This is a genomic window from Kitasatospora sp. NPDC098663, assembly GCF_044760075.1.
Classification (GTDB): domain Bacteria; phylum Actinomycetota; class Actinomycetes; order Streptomycetales; family Streptomycetaceae; genus Kitasatospora.
This window is the reverse complement of sequence record NZ_JBIWAP010000014.1, coordinates 178382-198865: the sequence shown is the minus strand read 5'-3', so window position 1 is coordinate 198865 and position 20484 is coordinate 178382. Positions and strand designations below refer to the sequence as shown.

Sequence of the window (20484 nt, the reverse complement as noted above, 5' to 3'; positions counted from 1 at the left end):
ACCCTTCACGGACCCACGCCCATCGCAGGCCGCGCCCGTCGCCGGCCCAGCCCCTCGCGGGCCCCGCTCGCCACCGGCCCGCGCTTATCACAGGAATGCCGACTGGACACCCGTTCGGGCGAACCGGCAGCACATGTCCCGGCCGCCGGGGGAAGGCTCGGGGAGTATGCGCACTGTGCCGTGCGTCACGGCGCGCGAGCGCCGCACATGCCCGGCCGCCCGGCCGGGAAGAGAGCGTCCGGGTCCGGGCACGTTATCGGACTACACGTCAGTTTCCGTTGAGTGCAAGGAAGTTGAGGACTCATGCAGGTCTGGCCCGGTAAGCCCTACCCCCTCGGCGCCACCTACGACGGGGCCGGCACCAACTTCGCGGTGTTCTCCGAGAGTGCCGACCGGATCGAGCTGTGCCTGATCGACGAGGACGGCTCGGAGACGGCCGTCGAACTGCGCGAGACGGACGCCTTCGTCCGGCACGCCTACCTCCCCGGCGTCCAGCCCGGCCAGCGCTACGGCTTCCGCGTCCACGGCCCGTACAACCCCGGCCTCGGCCAGCGCCACAACAGCGCCAAACTGCTGCTGGACCCGTACGCCAAGGCGATGAGCGGACACACCGACTGGGACGAGGCCGTCTACGGCTACCACTTCGGCGCGCCCGAGCGCCGCAACGACCTCGACTCCGCCCCGCACACCATGCACTCGGTCGTGATCAACCCGTACTTCGACTGGGGCACCGACCACCCGCCGCGCACCGACTACCACCGCACCGTCATCTACGAGGCGCACGTCAAGGGCCTCACCCGGCTGCACCCCGGCATCCCCGAGGAGATCCGCGGCACCTACGCGGGCCTGGCCCACCCGGCGGTGATCGAGCACCTGGCCAAGCTCGGCGTCACCGCGATCGAACTGATGCCGGTGCACCAGTTCGTCCGCGACCACCGGCTGCGCGACCTGGGCCTGACCAACTACTGGGGCTACAACACCATCGGCTTCTTCGCCCCGCACTCCTCCTACGCCTCCAGCGGCGACCGGGGCCAGCAGGTGCAGGAGTTCAAGTCGATGGTCAAGGCGCTGCACGCGGCCGGGATCGAGGTGATCCTGGACGTCGTCTACAACCACACCGCCGAGGGCAACCACCTCGGGCCGACGCTGTCCCTGCGCGGGCTGGACAACGTCTCCTACTACCGCCTCGCCCAGGACCAGCGGTTCTACGAGGACACCACCGGCACCGGCAACAGCCTGCTGATGCGCAGCCCGCACGTGCTCCAGCTGATCATGGACTCGCTGCGCTACTGGGTCACCGAGATGCACGTCGACGGCTTCCGCTTCGACCTCGCCGCCACCCTCGCCCGGCAGTTCCACGAGGTCGACCGGCTCTCCTCCTTCTTCGACCTCGTCCAGCAGGACCCGGTGGTCTCCCAGGCCAAGCTGATCGCCGAACCCTGGGACCTCGGCGAGGGCGGCTACCAGGTCGGCAACTTCCCGCCGCTGTGGACCGAGTGGAACGGCATGTACCGGGACACCGTGCGCGACCTGTGGCGCGGCGAGACCGCCGCCCTCGCCGAGTTCGGCTCCCGCCTCACCGGCTCCTCCGACCTCTACCAGGACGACGGCCGCCGCCCCATCGCCTCCATCAACTTCGTGACCTGCCACGACGGTTTCACCCTGCGCGACCTCGTCTCCTACAACGACAAGCACAACGAGGCCAACGGCGAGGACAACCGCGACGGCGAGTCCTTCAACCGCTCCTGGAACTGCGGCGTCGAGGGCCCCGGCGCCGACCCGGCCGTCGAGGAGCTCAGAGCCCGCCAGCAGCGCAACTTCATCGCCACCCTGATGCTCTCCCAGGGCGTGCCGATGCTCTCCCACGGCGACGAACTCGGCCGCACCCAGCAGGGCAACAACAACGCCTACTGCCAGGACAACGAACTCACCTGGGTGCACTGGCCGGACGGCGACGGGCCCGAGACGCGGCTGCTGGAGTTCACCCAGGGGATGATCTGGCTGCGCCGCGACCACCCGGTGTTCCGGCGGCGGCGCTTCTTCCACGGGCGGCCGGTCCCCGGGCGCCCCGGGCCGGGGACGCTCGCCGCCGGCGGCCGCCCCGCCGGCAGCCACCTCGCCGGCGGTCGCCCCTCGGGCGCCGACCCGTCGGGCGCCGACCCGTCGGGCGCCGACCCCTCCGGCGGCCACGACTCGGGCGGCCACGGCTCCGGCGGCTACGACGACCTCACCGACATCGCCTGGTTCACCCCCGGCGGGGAGGAGATGACCAAGCGCAACTGGGGCGCCAGCTACGCCAAGTCGCTGACCGTCTTCCTCAACGGCTACGCCATCTCCGAGCCGGACCGGCGCGGCGGGCGGATCGTCGACGACTCCTTCCTGCTGATGTTCAACGCGCACTTCGAGCCGCTGGAGTTCACCCTGCCCGCCGACCACGGGCAGGAGTGGCAGGTCGTGGTCGACACGGCGCAGCCCCGGCTGCCCGCCCCGGGCACGGGCGCGCGGGTCAAGGCCGGGGACGTGCTGTGGCTCACCGACCGCTCGCTGATGGTGCTCCAGCGCCCGGCCTGACACCCCGCGCTCACCTGTTCGGACCAGCAGCGGGTCTTGGCGGCGGGCTCCCCCGGGTACTCATGGACCTATGACCTCCGCCGCCGAGCCCGCACCGCCCCGCCCGGCCGCCGCCTCCCCCTCCTCCGCCACCGCTACCGCCCCGGCCCCCACGGCCAGCTACCGCCTCCAGCTGCAACCCGGCTTCACCCTCCACGACGCCGCCACCGCCGTCCCCTACCTCGCCGCCCTCGGCGTCTCCCACCTGCACCTGTCCCCGCTGCTGGAGGCCGCCCCCGGCTCCACCCACGGCTACGACACCGTCGACCACGGCCGGGTCAGCGAGCAGCTCGGCGGCGAGGGCGCCCTGCGCGCGCTGGCCGCCGCCGCCCACCGGCACGGCCTGCGGCTGCTGGTCGACGTGGTACCCAACCACATGGCGGTGCCCGTCCCCGAGCGGCTCAACCAGCCGCTGTGGCAGGTGCTGCGCGACGGCCCCGACTCGCCGTACGCGCGCTGGTTCGACATCGACTGGGCGGCCCAGCCCGGCCCCGTCGACGCCCCCGCGCGCGGCCGGGTGCTGCTGCCGCTGCTCGGCGACCGGCTCGGCGCCGTGCTGGACCAGCTGGTGGTGGACGGCGAGGTGCTGCGCTACCACGACCACGAGCTGCCGCTGCGGCCCGGCACCTCGGGGCTGCCGCCGGACGAGCTGCTCGCCCGCCAGTGGTACCGGCTCGCCTGGTGGCGGCTGGCCCGCACCGAACTGAACTACCGGCGCTTCTTCACCGTCAACGAGCTGATCGCCGTCCGGGTCGAGGAGCCCGAGGTGTTCGCCGCCACCCACGCCACCCTGCTGCGGCTGCACGCCGACGGCGTCGTCGACGGCTTCCGGATCGACCACCCCGACGGGCTCGCCGACCCGCGCGGCTACCTGCGCCGCCTCGCCGGCGCCACCGGCGGGGCGTACACCGTCGTCGAGAAGATCCTCACCGGCGACGAGCGGCTGCCCGCGGACTGGCCGGTCGCCGGGACCACCGGCTACGACGCGCTGCGCCGCATCGACGGCGTGCTCACCGACCACGCGGGCGCCTGCCGGCTGGCCGGGGCGTACGCGGCGTTCCTGACCGGCTCGCCCCCGGACGGCGAACCCTGCGCCGACCCCCACCCGGCGGTCGCCGCCGCCCGGCGCGGGCGGGCCGACATGACCGCGCCGCACGGCGAGCTGGCCGCCGAGGTGGACCGGCTGGTGCGGATCGCGGTGCGGATCGGCGCCGCCGAGCCCGCGTACGCCGACCACGCGCCCTGGCAGCTGCGCGCGGCGCTGCGGCGGCTGCTCACCGGCTACCCGGCGTACCGGCCGTACGCCCGGCCCGGGGAGCCGGTGCCGCCGGCCTCCGCCGAGCAGGTGCGCGCGGCGCTGGGCGGCTCGGCCGACCCGACGGACCGGCTGGTCGCCGCCCTGGCCCTCGGGGAGCTGGGGAGCGGGCCGCACAAGGACGAGTTCTGCGAGCGCTTCGCGCAGACCGCCGCCGCCGTGGCCGCCAAGGGCGTCGAGGACACCGCCTTCTACCGGTGGAACGCGCTGCCCGGCCTCAACGAGGTCGGCGGCGAGCCCGGCCGGCCGGGGCTGCCCCCGGCCCGCTTCCACGACTGGTGCCGCTACCTGGAGCGCGCCTGGCCGCACAGCATGACGGTGCTGTCCACCCACGACACCAAGCGCAGCGCCGACGCCCGCGCCCGGCTCGCCGTCCTCGCCGAGCGGCCCGAGGCCTGGGCCGCCGAGGCCGCCGCCTGGTCCACCGCCGCCGGGCCCGGCCCCCGCGGCGATCACGACGGCGAAAGCGACCACGACCACGGTGCCCGCGACGGCGACTGGCTGCTCTGGCACACCCTCGTCGCCGCCTGGCCGATCGACCCCGACCGGCTCGTCGCCGCCCTCCTCAAGGCCGCCCGCGAGGCCAAGCTGCACACCTCCTGGACCACCCCCGACGCCCGCTTCGAGCAGGCGCTCACCGCGCGCGCCCGCGCCGTCCACACCAACCCCGGACTGCTGCCCCGGATCGAGGGCCTGGTGCAGGCCCTCGCCCCGTACGCCCGCGCCAACACCCTCGCCGCCGCGCTGCTGCACCTCACCGTCCCGGGCGTGCCCGACCTCTACCAGGGCAGCGAGGAACCGCTGTACACCCTCGTCGACCCGGACAACCGGGGCGTGGTGGACCTCGGCGCGCTCGCCGTCCGGCTCACCGACGCGGCCGCCCCGCGCCCCGGCGACCTCGCCCGCGAGAAACTGCACCTCACCAGCGCGGCACTGCACCTGCGGCGCGACCGCCCGCTCGGGCCCTACCGGCCGCTGACCGCCGCCGGCCCCGCCGCCGACCACCTGCTGGCCTTCGCCCGCGGCGCCGACGTCGTCACCGCCGTCACCCGGCTCCCGTACGGGCTGGAGCGCGCCGGCGGCTGGCGCGGCACCGTCCTGGAGCTGCCCGAGGGCGGGCCCTGGACGGACCTGCTGACGCTGCGGACCCACCCGGCGGGCCCGGTGCCCGTCACGCGGCTGCTGGCGGACCGGCCGGTGGCCCTGCTGACGAGGAGGAGCTGAGCGTGCGGACCTACGAGGTGTGGGCCCCCCTGGCCACCGACCGGGTCGAGGTCGAGGTCGACGGCTGCGCCCACCCGCTGGCCCGGTGCCCGGACCGCCCGGGCTGGTGGACCGGCGGCGCTCCGGCCGGCGACTACGCCTTCCGCCTCGACGGCGGGCCGCCGCTGCCCGACCCGCGCTCCCCCTGGCAGCCGCACGGCCCCGACGGCCCCAGCCGACCGGTCGACCACGCCGTGTTCCGCTGGTCGCGGACCGGCTGGCGCGGCCGCGCGCTGCCCGGCGCCGTGCTGTACGAGCTGCACATCGGCACCTTCACCCCCCGCGGCACCTTCGACTCCGCCGCCGAACACCTCGACCACCTCGTCGAGTTGGGCGTCGACTTCGTCGAACTGATGCCGGTCTGCCCGTTCCCCGGCCGGCACGGCTGGGGCTACGACGGGGTCTCGCCGTGGGCCGTGCACGAGCCGTACGGCGGGCCCGAGGGGCTGAAGCGCTTCGTCGACACCGCCCACCGCAAGGGCCTCGGCGTGGTGCTGGACGTCGTCCACAACCACCTCGGCCCCTCCGGCAACCACCTTCCCGCGTACGGCCCGTACTTCACCGACCGGCACCACACCCCGTGGGGGGCGGCGGTCAACCTGGACGCCCCCGGCTCCGACGAGGTGCGCCGCTACCTGATCGGCAGCGCGCTCGGCTGGCTGCGCGACTACCGGATCGACGGCCTGCGGCTGGACGCCGTGCACGCCCTCGCGGACGACCGGGCCGTCCACTTCCTGGAGGAACTGTCCCACGAGGTCGAGAAGTTGGCCGTCGCGACCAACCGCCCGCTGTTCCTGATCGCCGAATCCGACCTCAACACCCCGCACACCACCGCCCCGCGCGCGGCCGGCGGCCAGGGCCTCACCGCGCAGTGGAGCGACGACTTCCACCACGCCCTGCACTGCGCGCTCACCGGCGAATCCCAGGGCTACTACGGCGACTTCGCGCGCCGCCCGCTCGCCGCCCTCAGCAAGACGCTCACCCGCGGCTTCTTCCACGACGGCACCTGGTCCGGCTTCCGCGGCCGCGGCCACGGCCGGCCCTTCCCCCCGGACGGCGGACACCGGCTGCTCGGCTACCTCCAGACCCACGACCAGATCGGCAACCGAGCCCTCGGGGACCGCATCTCCACCTGCCTCACCGCCGGCCGGCTCGCCTGCGGCGCCGCGCTGGTGCTCACCTCGCCGTTCACCCCGATGCTGTTCATGGGCGAGGAGTGGGGCGCGGCCACCCCCTGGCAGTACTTCACCGACCACACCGACCCGCAGCTCGCCGAGGCCGTCCGGCAGGGCCGGCGCCGGGAGTTCACCGACCACGGCTGGGCCGCCGAGTCCGTCCCCGACCCGCAGGAACCCGCCACCGTCCTGCGCTCCGTCCTCGACTGGACCGAGCCCCGGCGCGCCCCGCACGCCGAACTCCTCAGCTGGCACCGGACGTTGATCCGGCTGCGCCGCGACCGTCCGGAGCTGTCCGACCCCGACCTCGGCGCGGTGCGGGTGGCGTACGACGAGGCGGCGCGCTGGCTGGTGGTGCACCGGGGGCCGTACCGGATCGCCGTCAACCTCGGCCCCGCCGAGGCCGCCCTGCCGCTGGACGGGACCGGGCGCGAACTGGTCGCGGCCTTCGGGGCGGCGGCGCTGGACGGGACGGCGGTACGGCTGGGGGCGGACGCGGTGGCGGTGGTCGCGGTGGCGGTCGTCGCGGTGCCGGGCGTCGCAGTGCCGGGCGTCGCGGTCTGACCTGCCACGCGCGTCACCAGAGGAAGGTGCCGATCCGCTCCCGCAGCGAGGCCGCGTCCAAACCGTAGGCGGCCAGGTGCTCCGCGATCGAGCCGTAGTGCCGGTGCTCCTCGCGCGGCACACCCAGGCCCAGCACCCGGTGCGGGCGGTCGGCCAGCGCGGCGTGCGCCTCGTTCGCCGAGGTGCCCGCCAGGTACGGCTCCACCAGCACCACGTCCGCCTGCTCCCCCACCGCCGCCCGCAGCCCGGCCGCATCGAAGGGGCGCACCGTCGTCGCGTACAGCACGGTGGCGTCCAGGCCCTCGGTGGCCGCGAGCACCGCGTCCAGCATCGGCCCGACCGCGACGACCACGCCGCGCGAGCCCTGCCGCACGGTGGTGAACCGGCCCGCCTCGACCGGCAGGGCCTGCGCGTTCCGGTGCTCCGAGAGGCGGACGTAGACGTTGCGGTCGCCGTCCGCGACGGCGTGGCGCAGCAGCTGCTCGGCCTCGTCCGGGTGGCCCGGCACGTGGACCGTCCAGTCCGGCAAGGTGTCCAGCAGGGCGACGTCGCCCGGGGACATGTGGGTGCGGCCGCCGGCCGGCCAGTCGTAGGAGCCGGCCGCGCTCACCAGGACGGCGCCGACACCCTGGTGGACGAGGTCCAACTTGACCTGCTCGAAGGGCCGTTCGACCAGAAAGCTGGCGAAGGTGTGGGCGATCGGGCGCATCCCGGTCAGCGCCAGGCCGCCGGCCGCGCCGATCAGCAGCTGCTCGCGGATGCCGACGTTGACCACCCGGTCCGGGTGGCGCTGCTGGGCCGGGGCGAAGCCGGCCGCACTGATGTCGGCGAGCACCACGGCCAGTCGGGGGTCCTCGTCCAGCAGGCGGCTGGTGACGTCGATGAAGCGGTCGCGCATGGTGTCCATCGGTGAAGTGCCTTTCGGTGCGTGCTGGTTGGCGCTTGCGTTGGGGTTCTCGGGCTCAGGAGTCCTCGGGCTCAGGAGTCCTCGGGCTCAGGAGTCCTCGGGCTCAGGAGTCCTTGGGCTCGACCCGGGCGACCACCACGTGCGGGCGGCCCGGGTGCTCGGCGGTGTAGGCGCGGTACAGCGCCTCGTGGTCGCGGCCGTCCACCGTCACGGCGGACCAGCCCTCGGCCGCGAACCGGGCCGCGATCCCGCCGTGCCAGCCGTGCGTGGCCGAGGAGTTGTCGATCACCACCACGTGCAGCCGCTCCAGCCCGTACGCACCGGCGAAGGCCACCGCCTCGTGGTTGGAGCCCTCGTCGAACTCGGCGTCGCCGACCAGCACCCACACCGCCGGGTCGGTCAGGCCCTGCGCCCGCAGCCCGAGCGCCGTGCCGACGCCCAGCGGCAGGCCGTGCCCGAGCGAGCCGGAGGCGATCTCCACCCCGGGGACGAGCATCCGGTCCGGGTGGTGGCCGAGCGGAGAGTCGTAGCCGCCGAAGCTCGGCAGCACCCCGGGGTCGATGAAGCCCTTGGCCGCGAGCACCGCGTAGTACGCCATCGGGCCGTGGCCCTTGGAGAGCAGGAAGCGGTCCCGGTCCTGCGCCTCGGCCCGCTCCGGGCTCACCCGCAGGACCCTGTCGTACAGCACCCAGAGCGCGTCCAGGGTGGAGGTGGCGGCCGGGCCGTGCTTCTCGTCGCCGGTCATCAGGCCCATCAGCGCCGACAGGTCCTCGAAACGGGCGGTTTCCGCGAGGTCCGCGGTTGCGTTCGTCGTCATGACCACGATGGTGCAACTTAAAGTCGACTTGAGGTCAAGCGGCTAGAGTGGGTGCCCATGACCGCGACCCCGGACCACGGCCGAGCACCCGGCCCGCACCGCGACGACCTGCTCACCATCGGCCAACTCGGCCGCCGCAGCGGCCTCGCCGCCTCCGCCCTGCGCTACTACGAGAGCCTCGGCCTCATCCACGCCACCCGCACCGCCGGCGGCCAGCGCCGCTACCCCCGCGGCACACTGCGCCGGATCGCCTTCGTCCGCGCCGCCCAGCGCGTCGGCCTCTCCCTCGACGAGGCCCGCGTCGCCCTCGACCGGCTCCCCGACCGCCCCGCCCCCAGCGGCACCGAGTGGGACCGGGTCGCCGAATCCTGGCAGAGCCGCATCGACGAGCAGATCGCCGAGCTCCAGCGCCTCAAGGCCAAGCTGACCGGCTGCATCGGCTGCGGCTGCCTCTCCCTCTCCCGCTGCTCCCTCTACAACGCCGCCGACCGCGCCGCCGACACCGGCCCCGGCGCCCGCTACCTCCTCACCCGCGACCCGGCCGGCGGCCCGGAACCCCTCTCCCCCGCCACCACCGACACCTGCGGGCCCCACTGAACCGCTCCGGCGCGGGGCGCGGGCCGCTTCCTGCTCCCGGCCCGCCCCGGCGGGAGTCGAAGCCCTCCGCGCGGACGCCGGACGCCCTCGCGGAGGAGCGGTTCAGGGTCGCCTAGGTTCAGGGTCGCCTAGGACCTGGGGTCCGTACGCAGCAGGCTGTAGAGGACACCGTCGCGCCATTCGCCGTCCCGGAAGGTGACGCTGCGCCGCACACCCTCGCGGGTGAAGCCGCACTTCTCCAGGGCGCGCTGCTCGGCGTAGTTGGTCACCTCCGTGTCGGCCTCCAGCCGTATCACCGGCGAGTGCGCGAACAGGTAGTCCACCAGAAGGCGTTGGGCCTCCGTGCCGATGCCGCGGCCGCGCCACTCCGGGCGGAGCATGATGCCGAGGTTCCAGTGGTGGCAGGCGCTCATGGACTCCACCCGCCGCCAGCCGACGAAGCCCGCGAACTCGCCCCCGCAACGAACGGCCAGCACCGACTGCTCGGGCGCCAGCAGGCCGTTCTCCGCCCACTGGCGCCGGTGCCGGCCGGGGTCGCGCCACCCGAACCACTGGAACGGGCCCACCGCCTCGGGGTCGAGGAGCAGCGCTTCGAAGTGACCGAGGTCGGCTTCGTCGATCGGTCTGAGGGACACCGGTGCATCGTTCATGCAGACCCCAACGGTCCGTGACCTGGCCCGGGTTCCCCACGGCGCGCGCCTTCAGGCGGTGATCGACCGGGCGAGCCGGAAGCCGACGTCGTCGATCCGCAGGGTGGGGTGGCTGCGGCGGCGGACGGAGGCGCGGCAGCTCCAGTGCTCGTCGAACCAGCCGCCGCCGCGCAGCACGCGGTAGCCGCCGTACACCTCGGCGTCGTACACGTCCCAGCACCACTCCCACACGTTGCCGAGCAGGTCGTACAGGCCGAAGCCGTTGGGGCGCAGGCCGCCCACCGGGTGCGGGCGCTCGTCCGAGGTGCCGCGGTGCCACGCGATCTCGTCGAGCGGCCCGTAGCGGGGGCCGTCCGTCCCGGCGCGGCAGGCGTGCTCCCACTCGGCCTCGGTGGGCAGCCGGTAGCCGTCGGCGGCGCGGTCCCAGGTGACGGACTCGCCGTCCTGGTGGTAGGCGGGGGTGAGGCCGTGGCGCCGGGACAGTTCGTTGCAGTAGTGGACGGCGTCGTACCAGGACACGCTGTCGGCGGGGTGCCGGTCGCCGGCCCCGGCGCCGTACTGCTCGCGGGTGACCGGACAGACCGCCAGCTCGTAGGGGGCGAGCTCGACGGTCCAGCTCCGCTGCGTACGGCGGTCCGACAGCGTGACGCGGCCGGGCGGGACGGCGATCAGGTCGGTTCGGGTGCTCGCATCCATGGGCCGCGATCCTAGACGGTGGCATGATCGATGTCCTGCCCGCGCTTCACGCCTGCCGATCCGAAGTGGTGTCGCCATGAGTTCGGTTCCGCCTGATCCTTCGACGCTGCACCCGATGGCCGGGCAACCGCGCGTGGTGCTCCTCAAGCCGTTGGTGACGTCCCCGCTGATCGACGTCGGCGACTACTCCTACTACGACGACCCGGACGACGCGACCGCGTTCGAGACCCGCAACGTGCTCTACCACTACGGCCCGGAGCGGCTGGTGATCGGGAAGTTCTGCGCGCTGGGTACGGGGGTCCGGTTCATCATGAACGGGGCGAACCACCGCATGGACGGCCCCTCGACGTTCCCGTTCCCCATCATGGGCGGAAGCTGGGCCGAGCACTTCGACCTGATCACCGGCCTCGCCGGCCGCGGGGACACGGTGGTCGGCAACGACGTCTGGATCGGCTACGGCGCCATGGTGATGCCCGGGGTGCGCATCGGCCACGGCGCGATCATCGCCTCCGGTGCCGTCGTCGTCGACGACGTCCCCGACTACGGGATCGTCGGCGGCAACCCGGCCCGACTCATCCGTACCCGCTACAGCGAGCCGGACATCGCCCGCCTGCTGGCCCTCGCCTGGTGGGACTGGCCGACCGAGCACCTCACCCGGCACCTGCGCACCGTCATGTCCGGCACCGTCGACGGCCTCGAAGCGGCCGCGCCGGGCAGGTGACCTCCCGGCGCCGACCGCCGGTCCCTCTGGCGCCCGGCGCACGCCGACCCGAGGATGGTGCCCGTCCGTACGAAGGTCGGCGAAGGGTGACGACGATGGCAGGCACGAAGGTCAGTACGGTTGTGGAGGCTCCGGCCGAGCAGGTGTGGGAGCTGCTGGGGGACTTCCACGACCTCGGCGGCTGGCATCCGGGGCTGCCGGCCAGCAGCCTCGGCAACGAGCTGACGGGCAACGCGATCGGGTCGGTCCGGGTGTTCGAGATCGACGGCACGGCGCTGCACGAGACGCTGCTCGCCTACGACGAGGAGGCCCGCAGCTACACCTACAGCTTCCCCGAAGGGGCATTCGAGCTGTACGGCTACCGGGCGACGCTGCGGGTCACCCCGGTCACCGCGCTCGACGCCAGCTTCGTGGAGTGGAGCGCCACGTACGACGTCGACGCCGAGCACCGCAAGGACTCCGCCGACCGCCTCCACGGGGTGTTCGCGACCGGTCTGGCGGCACTGCGCGAGCGGTTCGCCGACTGACGGCGGCGGGCGGCCCTGCCCTGCGACGGGCCTGCCCTATGGCGGGCCTGCCCTGCGGCGGGCCGCCTTCTCCCCGTCAGACCTCCATTCGAAGTCCCCGTCCGCCTCCCAGGCTCCTTCCAGCGATCTGCCAGCCTCTCATCGACTTCTCATCCGGCACCCCTAGCCTCCGCCAGATGAACGTCTCCCTGCTCGGCGGCTGGTTCCCCTGGGCCGTCCAGGCCGCGGCCCTCGTCCTGTTCCTGGCCGCCCTCGGCTGGCGGGACCGGGCCTGGCGGCTGAAGTGGGGCCCGATCGCCCTCGGGACGGCGCTGCTGCTCACCGCCCTCGCCGCCGTCGGGGTACTCGCCCTCGCCGGGATCACCGATCCGATCCCGTTCGGGGTGTGGCTGTGGGGCGGGGTCGCGATCGCGGCGGTCAGCGCGCTCGGGTTCGGCTGGCGCGGCGCCCGCTGGTGGCGCCGGGCGCTGGCGCCGCCGGCCGCGCTGCTCGCCCTGTTCTGCGCCGCCAACAGCGTGAACATCTCCACCGGCTACTACCCGACTCTCGACGACGCGATCGGCGAACTGGGCGGGCAGCCGCTGCCGGAGCAGATCACGCTGGCCGAACTCGGCTCCCTGCACGGGAAGACGAGGACCGGCCGCATCGTCCAGGTGGACATCCCCAGCACGGCCAGCGGGTTCACCCACCGCCAGGAGCTCGTCTACCTGCCGCCCGCGTGGTTCCGCAGCCAGAACCGGCCGAAGCTGCCGGCGCTGGAGCTGATCGGCGGCGAGTTCGCCGCGCCCGACAACTGGATCCGCTCCGGCAACGCCGTGAAGACCGCGGACGACTTCGCCGCCAAGCACAACGGCTTCGCGCCGATCCTCGTCTTCGTCGATGCGACCGGCGGCTTCCGGATCGACACCGAGTGCGTCGACGGCCCGCACGGCAACTCCGAGAGCCACCTGCTCAAGGACGTCCCGCCGTTCGTCCAGAAGACCTTCAACGCCGCCACCGACCCGCACAGGTGGGGCGTGGCCGGCTGGTCCATGGGCGGCACCTGCGCCGTCGACCTCACCGTCGAACACCCCGACGTCTTCACCCACTTCGGCGACTTCTCCGGCGACAAGGGCCCCGCCACCGGCGACAAGGACCACACCGTCCAGGAGCTGTACGGCGGCGACACGGCCGCCTGGGCCGCCCACGACCCGCTGACCGTGCTCGCCCACCACCCCAAGTACCAGGGCGTCTCCGGCTACTTCGGGCAGGGCGACGAGGAGCACGGCCAGATCGAGTCCGCCAGGGCCCTCGACACCGCCGCCCGGAAGGACGGCATCCGCACCACCACCGCCGTCGGCTCCGGCAAGCACACCTGGCAGACCGGCGCCGCCACCTTCGCCCAGGCCCTCCCCTGGCTCGCCCAGCAGCTCGGCGTCCCCGGCACCCACGCCTGATCCGCCACCGGCCCGGGGCCGGGAGCGCGCCGGGCCGGGCCGGTCGCCCGGAGGGAGGGCGGCGGATCCGGTCGGGGGAAAGCCTTGGCATGAGCCGTCCGCCGCGACCGGCCGCGGGCCCGCACGGGCGGGCGCGCCGGGGCTGCGACCGACCGGCGGACCCGCGCCCGACAGGGGGAATCCGCGACCGCGCGCCGTCCGCCGACCGGTCGGGCGCCGAAGGCCCGCCATACCTTCCGACACGCCCGCACACACCTTCACCACCAACGCCCCCGTGACGGCCGGGGAAGGCGGCCTACCCGCCGGTATCCCGCTTTGCTCCCGGCGGCCCGGTGGCATAAGTTTCGACCGCCGTCGACGCAGCCGACCCCGACCGCCCCTCGGAACAGGGGGGCGCAGCGGGCCGGCGGCCGGGCGGCGGAACGTACGGGGGAAGGGAACAGCCATGCCGAGTGCCCGCATCCGCGAGGCGACCGGGCGGCGGGAACGGGCGGACGGCTCCGCGCACACACGGCCCGGGACCACCGCGGGCCCGGCCCCGGCCCACTCGGGCCGCTGACCCGGCGCCGCGGCCCCAACCACGACCACGACCACAGAACCACCACAGACGGCCCCGCGCACCGCCGAGGCGGCGCCCGGGGCGGACGGCAGGTCGGCCCGTCCGGCACAGGGGACCGGACGGACCGACCGCCGCACCAGCACGAGGACCAGAGGGTCAGAGCGGCAGAGGGCCGGAGAGTCAGAGGCCGAGGCTGCTGAGCGCGGTGGTCCAGTCGGTCACGATGGCGCTGCGGGCGTCGTCGAGGCCGACCTTGCCCTTGCAGACCGCGTTCTTCAGCTTGGTCTCGACGCCGTCCTTGCCGGTCGCGGTCTGGCTGCCGTAGCGGGGCTCGGGCCAGAGGTTGCGCGGGTCGCGCGGGGCGCCACCGAGCTCCAGCGGGACGAAGTGGTCCTCCTCGTAGTCGGACAGGTTGGTGTCCGCGTAGCCGTACTGCGCGATCTGCTGCGCCTTCAGCGCGTTGGTGTAGCTGGTCGGCGGACGGACGGTGGAGGTCCAGCCGGAGACGCAGATGGTCTGGCCGATGGTGGCCTGGGTGACGTCCGGGTTGTAGGCGCCCGGCGTGCAGGACGGATCGGGCAGCGGCAGGTAGGCCTGCGAACAACTCGCCGCGAGCGGACGGATCTTGACGGGCGAGCCCTTGGCGGGGGCGGCCTGCGCGGTGCCGGCCGCGAGCCCGGCGGCGGTGAGGGCGGCCGCCGCGGCGACGACGGTGAGACGCTGACGGAGCATCATGTGGGGAGATCTCCCGGGCCTTGCCCGGCCTCACGCCGGGCGACTGTGTCCATGACAGCACCACCGATGCGACCACCGTCAGTCCCAGGACGTGAACGCCCGGTGATCGCGCCTCCACAAACACCGCGGGCGCCCGGCGCGGTCCGGGGAGCGGGCTCAGGACGTGCCCGACAGCAGCCGCGCCAGCAGCGCGGCCGGCCCCTCCGGCAGGCTGCCGTGCACCAGTTCGGTGCGGTGCACCAGCCGCGGGGCGGAGACCGGCGCGGACGCGACGCCGGGCGCCCCGGCGAGGACGGACGCCGGGAGCAGGCTGAGCCCGTGTCCGGTGGCGACCAGGGCGAGCAGCCCGTGCACGTCGGTGCCCCGGTAGCGGGTCGCGGGGCGGAAGCCGTCGACGCCGGCGGCGGCGCGCAGCCGGGCGGCGGTCGGGGTGAGGTCGGGGGCGTCGAGCCAGCGGGCGGCGGAGAGGTCGGCGAGCGCGACGCCGGTGCGGCCCGCGAGGGGGTGGCCGGCCGGGAGGGCGACGGCGACGGGCTGCTCGTCGACGGCGACGGTGCCGAGCGGGCCGACGTCGGGCAGCGGCAGCGGGTCGCTGGGGGCGGCGAGGCCGTCGATCAGGGCGAGGTCGACCTCGCCGGTAGCGACCTGGGCGGGCAGCGCGTCCTGGGCGAGGACCCGGACGACGAGCTCGGCCGCCGGGTGGGCCCGGCGCACCTCGCCGAGTGCGCGCCCCAGGGTCGCTCCGACCGCCAGCGGGGTGGCGCCGAGCACCAGCCGGGCACGCGGGGCACCGGCCAGGCGGGCGACGTCGGCGCGCGCCGCCTCCAGCCGGACCAGCAGGGGCGCCGCGTGCTCCAGCAACCGCAGGCCGGCCTCGGTCGGGCCGACCGGGCGGCGGTTGAGCAGGCCGGTCCCGAGGTCGGCCTCCAGGGCGGCGATCTGCTGGGAGACCGCGGACTGGGTGTAGCCGAGTTCCCGCGCGGCCTCGGAGAAGGAGCCGAGGCGGGTGACGGTGACGAAGGTGCGCAGCTGCTGCGGATCCACGGCAGTCATCAACTCTTCTGATCGAGGGGTAAGAAATCATCGTTGGCGCTGATCTCGGGTGCGGGGTCAGGATAGTCCCATGACGTACCTCACCCCGCGGATCGCGCTGGTCGGCGACCGCTCCCCCGCCGTCCGCTCGCACGCCCGCATCCCCGGCCTGCTCGACGCCCTCGCCGAGCGCGAGCAGCTCGTCCTGGACGCCTACTGGATCCCCACCGAGGACGCCGGGGCGCCCGGCGCCCTGGACGGCTTCGACGCGATCTGGCTGCTCCCCGGCAGTCCCTACCGCAGCGAGGCGGGCGCGCTGGCCGCCGTCCGGACGGCCCGCGAGCGCGGCATCCCCTTCCTCGGCACCTGCGCCGGGTTCCAGCACGCGGTGCTGGAGTACGCCCGCAACGTCTGCGGCCTCGGCGGGGCAGTCCACGGCGAGGAGCACCCGGAGCGGGACGAGCAGGTGATCGTGCCGCTGGCCTGCTCCCTGGTCGGCCACGAGGGGGCGGTCGCGATCACTCCCGGCACGCTCGCCGAGCGCGTCCTCGGCACCACCCGCACCCTGGAGCGGTACCACTGCGCGTACGGCCTCAACGCCGACTACCTGGACCGGCTGCGCGCGCACGGGCTGCGGTTCAGCGGCGCGGACGGCGCGGGCGAGGTGCGCGTCCTCGAACTGCCGGACCACCCGTTCTTCCTCGCCTCGCTGTTCCAGCCGGAGCTGTCCGGCGACGGCACCCGGGCGCACGCCATGATCCGCGCGCTGGCCGGCGCCGCCGTCGCCCACGCGGCGGGCTCACCGACCTCGACCGACCCGGGCACCGCCCCGACCGCCGCCGTACCGACCGCCACCGACCCGACCGCCACCCACCCGACCGCCACCGACCCGGGCACCACCCCGGAGACCGCCACCCTGGAGGCCACCGCATGACCGCCACCGAGATCGCCGGAGTCTGGATCCCCGACAGCCGCCTCGCCGCCGAGGCCACCGAGCTGGTCCGGGACGCCACCACCGAGCTGCTGTACCACCACTCCCGCCGGGTCTACCTGTTCGGCGCCCTCCAGGGCCGCCGCCGGGGGCTCGACTTCGATCCCGAACTCCTGTACCTGGCCGCAATGTTCCACGATCTCGGCCTGGGCCCCGAGCACCACGCCTCCGGTCGGCGCTTCGAGGTGGACAGCGCCGAGGCCGCCGCCGCGTTCCTGCGCGGGCACGGGGTGGACGAACGGCGGGTGCGCCTGGTGTGGGAGGCGATCGCCCTGCACACCACGCCCGGCATCCCGGAGTTCCTGGAGCCGGAGATCGCGCTGACCACCGCCGGGGTGGAGCTGGACGTGCTCGGCATCGGGTACGCGGACATCGCCGCCGCCGACCGGGACGCCGTGGTCGCCGCCCATCCGCGCCCGGACTTCAAGCGCGGCATCCTGCGCGCCTTCCACGACGGCGTCGCGCCCAAGCCGGAGACCGCCTTCGGCAACGTCAAGGCGGACGTCCTCGCCCACTTCGACCCGGACTTCGAGCGGACCGACTTCGCCGCCGTGATCGAGAACTCCGCCTGGCCGGAGTGACCCCGCCCCGCCCCCGTCTCCATCCCCACAGGGCACGTCACATCGGCAGCGAACGCAACCGCACCGGCCCCTCCGGCCACCGGGCGCCCTCCGCCAGCGGCGCCCACATGGTGCGCAGCGGCATCACCGCCAACCGCCCCTCGGGCTGCTCCACCGTCACCTCCTGCGCGACCTCGCGGAATCCGAGCCCCCGGTAGAACGTGGCCAGCGGCGGGCGGCAGAACAGCAGCGCGTGGCGGTGGCCGAGGGTGCGGGCGTGGCCGAGGGCGGCCCGGACCACGGCCCGCGCGAGGCCGGCGCCGCGCCGGTCGGGGGCGACGGCGACGCCGCCGACGCCGATCGCCGCCAGGTCGGTGCCGCCGACGGTGAGCGGGAGCGGCACCAGGCCGGTGTGCGCGACGAGCCGGCCGTCGGCGGCCCGGATGCCGAAGTGGATGTCCTTGGGCAGCCAGGTCAGTCCGGTGTAGGCGACGCCGTACGGGTCGTCGCCGGGGCCGAGGATCTCGTCATGGTCGGCGCGGGTGTACTGCGGCAGCCGGACGACGGTCGGCGGCTCGGAAGAGAAACGATCATCCATCCGACCATGATCCCTTCCCGGGAAGGCGAATTCCAGGCTGTTCCCGGCCACTGCGGCCCGCTCGCCACCCCGGGCCGGACGGGGTGTGCGAGCATGCCCCCATGCGCCAGCCCACCCAGCAGCGGCCCCGACTCCGGCGCCCCACCGGCCGGTTGGACCCCACCCGTCACCAGCACCACCCGTCCCCCGACCAGCCCCACGGCGCCCACCAGCCCTACGCCGCCGACCAGTTGGACTCCGCCCTCGCCGCGGTACCGCTGCCGGGCCCGCCGTTCCGTCTGCCCGGCCCGGTCGTCGCGCTCGGGCCGACCGTCCTGGTGCTGCTGGTGCTCGTCCCGCTCGCCGCGGGCGACCCCGACATCGGGCCGACCACCTCGGCACCGGTCAACGCGGGCCTGGTGGCGGCCGGCGCACTCGCCCTCGCCGTCCGCCTGCGGTACCCGGCGGCCGTCGCCGCCGTCACCCTGCTGGGCGGTCAGCTCCCGCTCGCCGTCGCCCTCTACGGGCTGGCCACGCGGCGCGGCGCCACCCGGGTGCCGGTCGTCCTGGCCGTGCTGGCCGGGGTGCGCCTGCTCGTCCCCATGGACCTCGGGGACGTCAGCAGCCTCTCCGCCCTCGCCAACCTGGCCGAGGACCCGCTGGTCTTCGGCGCCGTCCCGCTCGCCCTCGGCCTCACCGCCCACCAGCGCGCCCGCGCCGTCGCCGCGCTCGCCGAACGCAACCGGCTGCTGGAGGCGGCCCGCCAGTACGCCGAGGAGCGCGCCGCCGCCGCCGAACGCGCCCGGCTCGCCCGGGAGATGCACGACGTGGTCTCCAACCGCGTCTCCCTCATCACCCTGCACGCCGGCGCCTGCCAGGTCGCGTCCGCCGACGACCCGACGGCCGTCCGGGAGACTCTCGGCCTGATCCGCGCCCTCGGCCTCCAGGCCCTCACCGAGCTGCGCGGCCTGCTCGGCGTCCTCACCCCGGCCTCCGACCAGGGCCCCTCACTGCACGGACTGCCCGCCCTGGTCGAGGAGTCCCGCCAGGCCGGACTCGCCGTCGACCTCACCCTCACCGGCCCCGCCGAAGGGCTGCCCGCACCCGGACCGGCCGTGCAGTACGCCACCTACCGGATCGTCCAGGAGGCCCTGACCAACGCCCACAAGCACGCCCCGGCCGCCGAGGTCGCCGTCACCGTCGAGGTCCACCCGGACGGGCTGCGCCTGGACATCGTCAACTCCCCCGCCGCGGCGGGGGACCCGGACGGGCCCCGGCTGCCCTCCGGCGGCCACGGCCTGGACGGCATGCGCACCCGCGCCGACGACCTCGGGGGCACCCTGCACGCCGGCCCCACCACCGAGGGCGGCTTCGCCGTCCGGGCCCGTCTGCCGCTGACCGCCGCCTGAACCTCAGGCAGCGGCGGCGCGCTTCACCAGCTCCGCCCACACCTCGTCGACCCGCGCCGCGAGCGCCTCCAGCGGCCCGCCGTTGTCGATCACCACGTCGGCGATCGCCAGCCGGTCCGCCCGCGAGGCCTGCGCGGCCATCCGGGCCAGGGCCTCGTCCTCGGCCATCCCGCGCAGCCGCACCAGCCGCTCCACCCGCACGTCGTCGGCCGCGTCGACCACCACGACCAGGTCGTACAGCGGGGCGAGGCCGTTCTCCGCGAGCAGCGGCACGTCGTGCACCACCACCGCGTCCGGCGCGGCCGCGGCCTCCAGTTCGGCGGACCGGGCGCGCACCAGCGGGTGGACGATCGCGTTCAGCGCCTGGAGCCGCGCCGGGTCGGCGAACACGATCGCGCCGAGGGCCGGGCGGTCGAGCGCGCCGTCCTCGCGCAGCACCTGCGGCCCGAACTCGGCGGCCACGGCCGCCAGACCGTCCGTCCCGGGCGCGACCACCTCGCGGGCGATCACGTCGGAATCCACGATCACCGCGCCGTGGGCGGCGAAGAGCCGGGACACCTCGCTCTTGCCGGCGCCGATGCCACCCGTCAGTCCGATCTTCAGCATGGCGTCAGGCTACCGGCGCCCGGACCGCCGGGACCAGCGGCCGACCATCGCGCAACCGGCCTCCCGGCCCCCGGCGCCGTCAGCCGAGTTCCAGGCTCTCGCCCTCCCCGAGCACCGTCAGCTCCGCGCCGGTCCCCGGCCCGTCCGGCCCGAGCAGCCGGGTGGTGACCATGTGCCCGATCGGGCTCAGCATCGCCTCGTGCACCGGCACCGCCACCCGCGGGGCGGCCTCCCGGACGTAGTCGACGACCTCGCTGACCTTGCTCCACGGCGCCGCGAGCGGCAGCAGCAGGGTGTCCACCGAGTGCGGCGGCACGGTGAAGGCGTCGCCGGGGTGGAACAGCCGGCCGTCGAAGAGGAAGCCGATGTTCTTCACCTGCGGGATGTCCCGATGGATGACCGCGTGCCACTCGCCGTGCACGCTCACCCCGACCCCGCCGACCTCGAAGGCGTCGCCCTCGCCGACCACGGCGACGCGCTGCGCCACGCCGTCCAGTAGGGCGGCGACCGCGCTGTTGGTCCACACCCGAAGGGCCGGGTCGGCCTCCAAGGCGGCGCGCAGCCGGGCCTCCTCGAAGTGGTCCATGTGCTCGTGGGTGATCAGGACGGCGTCGGCCCCGGTCAGCGCGGCGGGGTCGGTGAACGCCCCGGGGTCGACGACGACGGTCGTCCCGTCGTGCTCCAGGCGTACGCAGGCGTGTCCGAACTTGGTGATCCTCATGCGGCAGACCATACAG

At 74.7% G+C, this 20484-nt stretch carries 18 protein-coding genes and 1 pseudogene; 10 read left to right on the top strand and 9 right to left on the bottom strand.

The window, feature by feature from the left end; genetic code table 11:
* The first annotated feature begins 303 nt into the window (after positions 1 to 303).
* The 3 genes from glgX (at position 304) to treZ (ending at position 6927) form a co-directional block, all read left to right on the top strand.
* The gene (glgX, locus tag ACIQVZ_RS18115; protein WP_402451004.1) at positions 304 to 2571 is read left to right on the top strand and encodes a glycogen debranching protein GlgX; all 2268 of its coding nucleotides are present in this window, start codon (positions 304 to 306) and stop codon (positions 2569 to 2571) included.
* Between the two features lie 70 nt (positions 2572 to 2641).
* Positions 2642 to 5149, top strand: a complete 2508-nt coding sequence (gene treY, locus ACIQVZ_RS18110) for a malto-oligosyltrehalose synthase (RefSeq protein ID WP_402451003.1) — start codon at positions 2642 to 2644, stop codon at positions 5147 to 5149.
* Positions 5150 to 5151: 2 nt separating this feature from the next.
* The gene (gene treZ, locus ACIQVZ_RS18105) at positions 5152 to 6927 is read left to right on the top strand and encodes a malto-oligosyltrehalose trehalohydrolase (protein ID WP_402451001.1); all 1776 of its coding nucleotides are present in this window, start codon (positions 5152 to 5154) and stop codon (positions 6925 to 6927) included.
* A 13-nt stretch (positions 6928 to 6940) separates the two neighbouring features.
* On the opposite strand, the gene ACIQVZ_RS18100 is transcribed toward treZ, so the two are convergent.
* Together ACIQVZ_RS18100 and ACIQVZ_RS18095 are read right to left on the bottom strand one after the other, a co-directional pair.
* The gene (locus ACIQVZ_RS18100; RefSeq protein WP_402450998.1) at positions 6941 to 7834 is read right to left on the bottom strand and encodes a transketolase family protein; all 894 of its coding nucleotides are present in this window, start codon (positions 7832 to 7834) and stop codon (positions 6941 to 6943) included.
* Between the two features lie 103 nt (positions 7835 to 7937).
* A complete protein-coding gene (locus ACIQVZ_RS18095) occupies positions 7938 to 8651 on the bottom strand; it encodes a transketolase (RefSeq protein ID WP_350881656.1) in 714 nt (237 codons plus the stop codon).
* Between the two features lie 57 nt (positions 8652 to 8708).
* On the opposite strand from ACIQVZ_RS18095, the gene soxR reads away from it, so the two are divergent.
* On the top strand, positions 8709 to 9248 hold the full coding sequence (gene soxR / locus ACIQVZ_RS18090; RefSeq protein WP_402450997.1) for a redox-sensitive transcriptional activator SoxR: 540 nt from the start codon (positions 8709 to 8711) through the stop codon (positions 9246 to 9248).
* 128 nt (positions 9249 to 9376) lie between these two features.
* Here soxR and ACIQVZ_RS18085 read toward each other — a convergent pair whose 3' ends face one another.
* Complete coding sequence (locus ACIQVZ_RS18085; RefSeq protein ID WP_402450995.1) at positions 9377 to 9883, bottom strand: GNAT family N-acetyltransferase; 507 nt, start codon at positions 9881 to 9883, stop codon at positions 9377 to 9379.
* 66 nt (positions 9884 to 9949) lie between these two features.
* Positions 9950 to 10594, bottom strand: coding sequence for a formylglycine-generating enzyme family protein (locus ACIQVZ_RS18080; RefSeq protein ID WP_402450993.1), 645 nt, complete (start codon positions 10592 to 10594; stop codon positions 9950 to 9952).
* 76 nt (positions 10595 to 10670) lie between these two features.
* Between ACIQVZ_RS18080 and ACIQVZ_RS18075 the strand changes: the two genes are divergently transcribed.
* The 3 genes from ACIQVZ_RS18075 to ACIQVZ_RS18065 all read left to right on the top strand — a co-directional run bounded on the left by ACIQVZ_RS18075 (position 10671) and on the right by ACIQVZ_RS18065 (position 13278).
* A complete protein-coding gene (locus tag ACIQVZ_RS18075) occupies positions 10671 to 11315 on the top strand; it encodes a CatB-related O-acetyltransferase (protein WP_402450991.1) in 645 nt (214 codons plus the stop codon).
* 95 nt (positions 11316 to 11410) lie between these two features.
* On the top strand, positions 11411 to 11842 hold the full coding sequence (locus ACIQVZ_RS18070; protein WP_402450990.1) for an SRPBCC family protein: 432 nt from the start codon (positions 11411 to 11413) through the stop codon (positions 11840 to 11842).
* Between the two features lie 176 nt (positions 11843 to 12018).
* A complete protein-coding gene (locus ACIQVZ_RS18065) occupies positions 12019 to 13278 on the top strand; it encodes an alpha/beta hydrolase (RefSeq protein WP_402450987.1) in 1260 nt (419 codons plus the stop codon).
* A gap of 739 nt (positions 13279 to 14017) precedes the next feature.
* Here ACIQVZ_RS18065 and ACIQVZ_RS18060 read toward each other — a convergent pair.
* Together ACIQVZ_RS18060 and ACIQVZ_RS18055 are read right to left on the bottom strand one after the other, a co-directional pair.
* Positions 14018 to 14572, bottom strand: coding sequence for a hypothetical protein (locus ACIQVZ_RS18060; RefSeq protein WP_350881670.1), 555 nt, complete (start codon positions 14570 to 14572; stop codon positions 14018 to 14020).
* A 156-nt stretch (positions 14573 to 14728) separates the two neighbouring features.
* Positions 14729 to 15625, bottom strand: a complete 897-nt coding sequence (locus tag ACIQVZ_RS18055) for a LysR family transcriptional regulator (RefSeq protein ID WP_402450984.1) — start codon at positions 15623 to 15625, stop codon at positions 14729 to 14731.
* A 70-nt stretch (positions 15626 to 15695) separates the two neighbouring features.
* On the opposite strand from ACIQVZ_RS18055, the pseudogene ACIQVZ_RS18050 reads away from it, so the two are divergent.
* Both ACIQVZ_RS18050 and ACIQVZ_RS18045 read left to right on the top strand, forming a co-directional pair.
* Positions 15696 to 16400: pseudogene (locus tag ACIQVZ_RS18050) on the top strand (hypothetical protein); the annotation flags it as partial.
* Between the two features lie 134 nt (positions 16401 to 16534).
* Entirely contained in the window at positions 16535 to 17176 is a 642-nt protein-coding gene (locus ACIQVZ_RS18045; protein ID WP_402450982.1) for an HD domain-containing protein, read from the top strand.
* A 37-nt stretch (positions 17177 to 17213) separates the two neighbouring features.
* Here the strand turns inward: ACIQVZ_RS18045 and ACIQVZ_RS18040 are convergent, their stop codons facing one another.
* Positions 17214 to 17753 (bottom strand): GNAT family N-acetyltransferase, encoded by a 540-nt coding sequence (locus ACIQVZ_RS18040; RefSeq protein ID WP_350881678.1) that lies wholly within the window; start codon positions 17751 to 17753, stop codon positions 17214 to 17216.
* Positions 17754 to 17854: 101 nt separating this feature from the next.
* Here ACIQVZ_RS18040 and ACIQVZ_RS18035 point away from each other — a divergent pair, with 101 nt between their 5' ends.
* Complete coding sequence (locus ACIQVZ_RS18035; protein WP_402450980.1) at positions 17855 to 19141, top strand: sensor histidine kinase; 1287 nt, start codon at positions 17855 to 17857, stop codon at positions 19139 to 19141.
* A gap of 3 nt (positions 19142 to 19144) precedes the next feature.
* Here the strand turns inward: ACIQVZ_RS18035 and coaE are convergent, their stop codons facing one another.
* Both coaE and ACIQVZ_RS18025 read right to left on the bottom strand, forming a co-directional pair.
* Positions 19145 to 19747 carry a dephospho-CoA kinase gene (gene coaE, locus ACIQVZ_RS18030; protein ID WP_350881682.1) on the bottom strand — a complete coding sequence of 201 codons (603 nt, stop codon included), beginning with the start codon at positions 19745 to 19747 and terminating at the stop codon, positions 19145 to 19147.
* 79 nt (positions 19748 to 19826) lie between these two features.
* Positions 19827 to 20468 carry an MBL fold metallo-hydrolase gene (locus ACIQVZ_RS18025; RefSeq protein ID WP_350881684.1) on the bottom strand — a complete coding sequence of 214 codons (642 nt, stop codon included), beginning with the start codon at positions 20466 to 20468 and terminating at the stop codon, positions 19827 to 19829.
* Positions 20469 to 20484 lie beyond the last annotated feature (16 nt).

What these genes read in the sequence shown, in the direction of transcription:
- glgX (WP_402451004.1), top strand. Translation starts at nt 304, where the DNA reads ATGCAGGTCTGGCCCGGTAAGCCCTACCCCCTCGGCGCCACCTACGAC.
- treY (WP_402451003.1), top strand. Translation starts at nt 2,642, where the DNA reads ATGACCTCCGCCGCCGAGCCCGCACCGCCCCGCCCGGCCGCCGCCTCC.
- ACIQVZ_RS18100 (WP_402450998.1), bottom strand. Translation starts at nt 7,834, where the DNA reads ATGGACACCATGCGCGACCGCTTCATCGACGTCACCAGCCGCCTGCTG.
- ACIQVZ_RS18095 (WP_350881656.1), bottom strand. Translation starts at nt 8,651, where the DNA reads ATGACGACGAACGCAACCGCGGACCTCGCGGAAACCGCCCGTTTCGAG.
- soxR (WP_402450997.1), top strand. Translation starts at nt 8,709, where the DNA reads ATGACCGCGACCCCGGACCACGGCCGAGCACCCGGCCCGCACCGCGAC.
- ACIQVZ_RS18080 (WP_402450993.1), bottom strand. Translation starts at nt 10,594, where the DNA reads ATGGATGCGAGCACCCGAACCGACCTGATCGCCGTCCCGCCCGGCCGC.
- ACIQVZ_RS18075 (WP_402450991.1), top strand. Translation starts at nt 10,671, where the DNA reads ATGAGTTCGGTTCCGCCTGATCCTTCGACGCTGCACCCGATGGCCGGG.
- ACIQVZ_RS18070 (WP_402450990.1), top strand. Translation starts at nt 11,411, where the DNA reads ATGGCAGGCACGAAGGTCAGTACGGTTGTGGAGGCTCCGGCCGAGCAG.
- ACIQVZ_RS18065 (WP_402450987.1), top strand. Translation starts at nt 12,019, where the DNA reads ATGAACGTCTCCCTGCTCGGCGGCTGGTTCCCCTGGGCCGTCCAGGCC.
- ACIQVZ_RS18060 (WP_350881670.1), bottom strand. Translation starts at nt 14,572, where the DNA reads ATGATGCTCCGTCAGCGTCTCACCGTCGTCGCCGCGGCGGCCGCCCTC.
- ACIQVZ_RS18055 (WP_402450984.1), bottom strand. Translation starts at nt 15,625, where the DNA reads ATGACTGCCGTGGATCCGCAGCAGCTGCGCACCTTCGTCACCGTCACC.
- ACIQVZ_RS18045 (WP_402450982.1), top strand. Translation starts at nt 16,535, where the DNA reads ATGACCGCCACCGAGATCGCCGGAGTCTGGATCCCCGACAGCCGCCTC.
- ACIQVZ_RS18040 (WP_350881678.1), bottom strand. Translation starts at nt 17,753, where the DNA reads ATGGATGATCGTTTCTCTTCCGAGCCGCCGACCGTCGTCCGGCTGCCG.
- ACIQVZ_RS18035 (WP_402450980.1), top strand. Translation starts at nt 17,855, where the DNA reads ATGCGCCAGCCCACCCAGCAGCGGCCCCGACTCCGGCGCCCCACCGGC.
- coaE (WP_350881682.1), bottom strand. Translation starts at nt 19,747, where the DNA reads ATGCTGAAGATCGGACTGACGGGTGGCATCGGCGCCGGCAAGAGCGAG.
- ACIQVZ_RS18025 (WP_350881684.1), bottom strand. Translation starts at nt 20,468, where the DNA reads ATGAGGATCACCAAGTTCGGACACGCCTGCGTACGCCTGGAGCACGAC.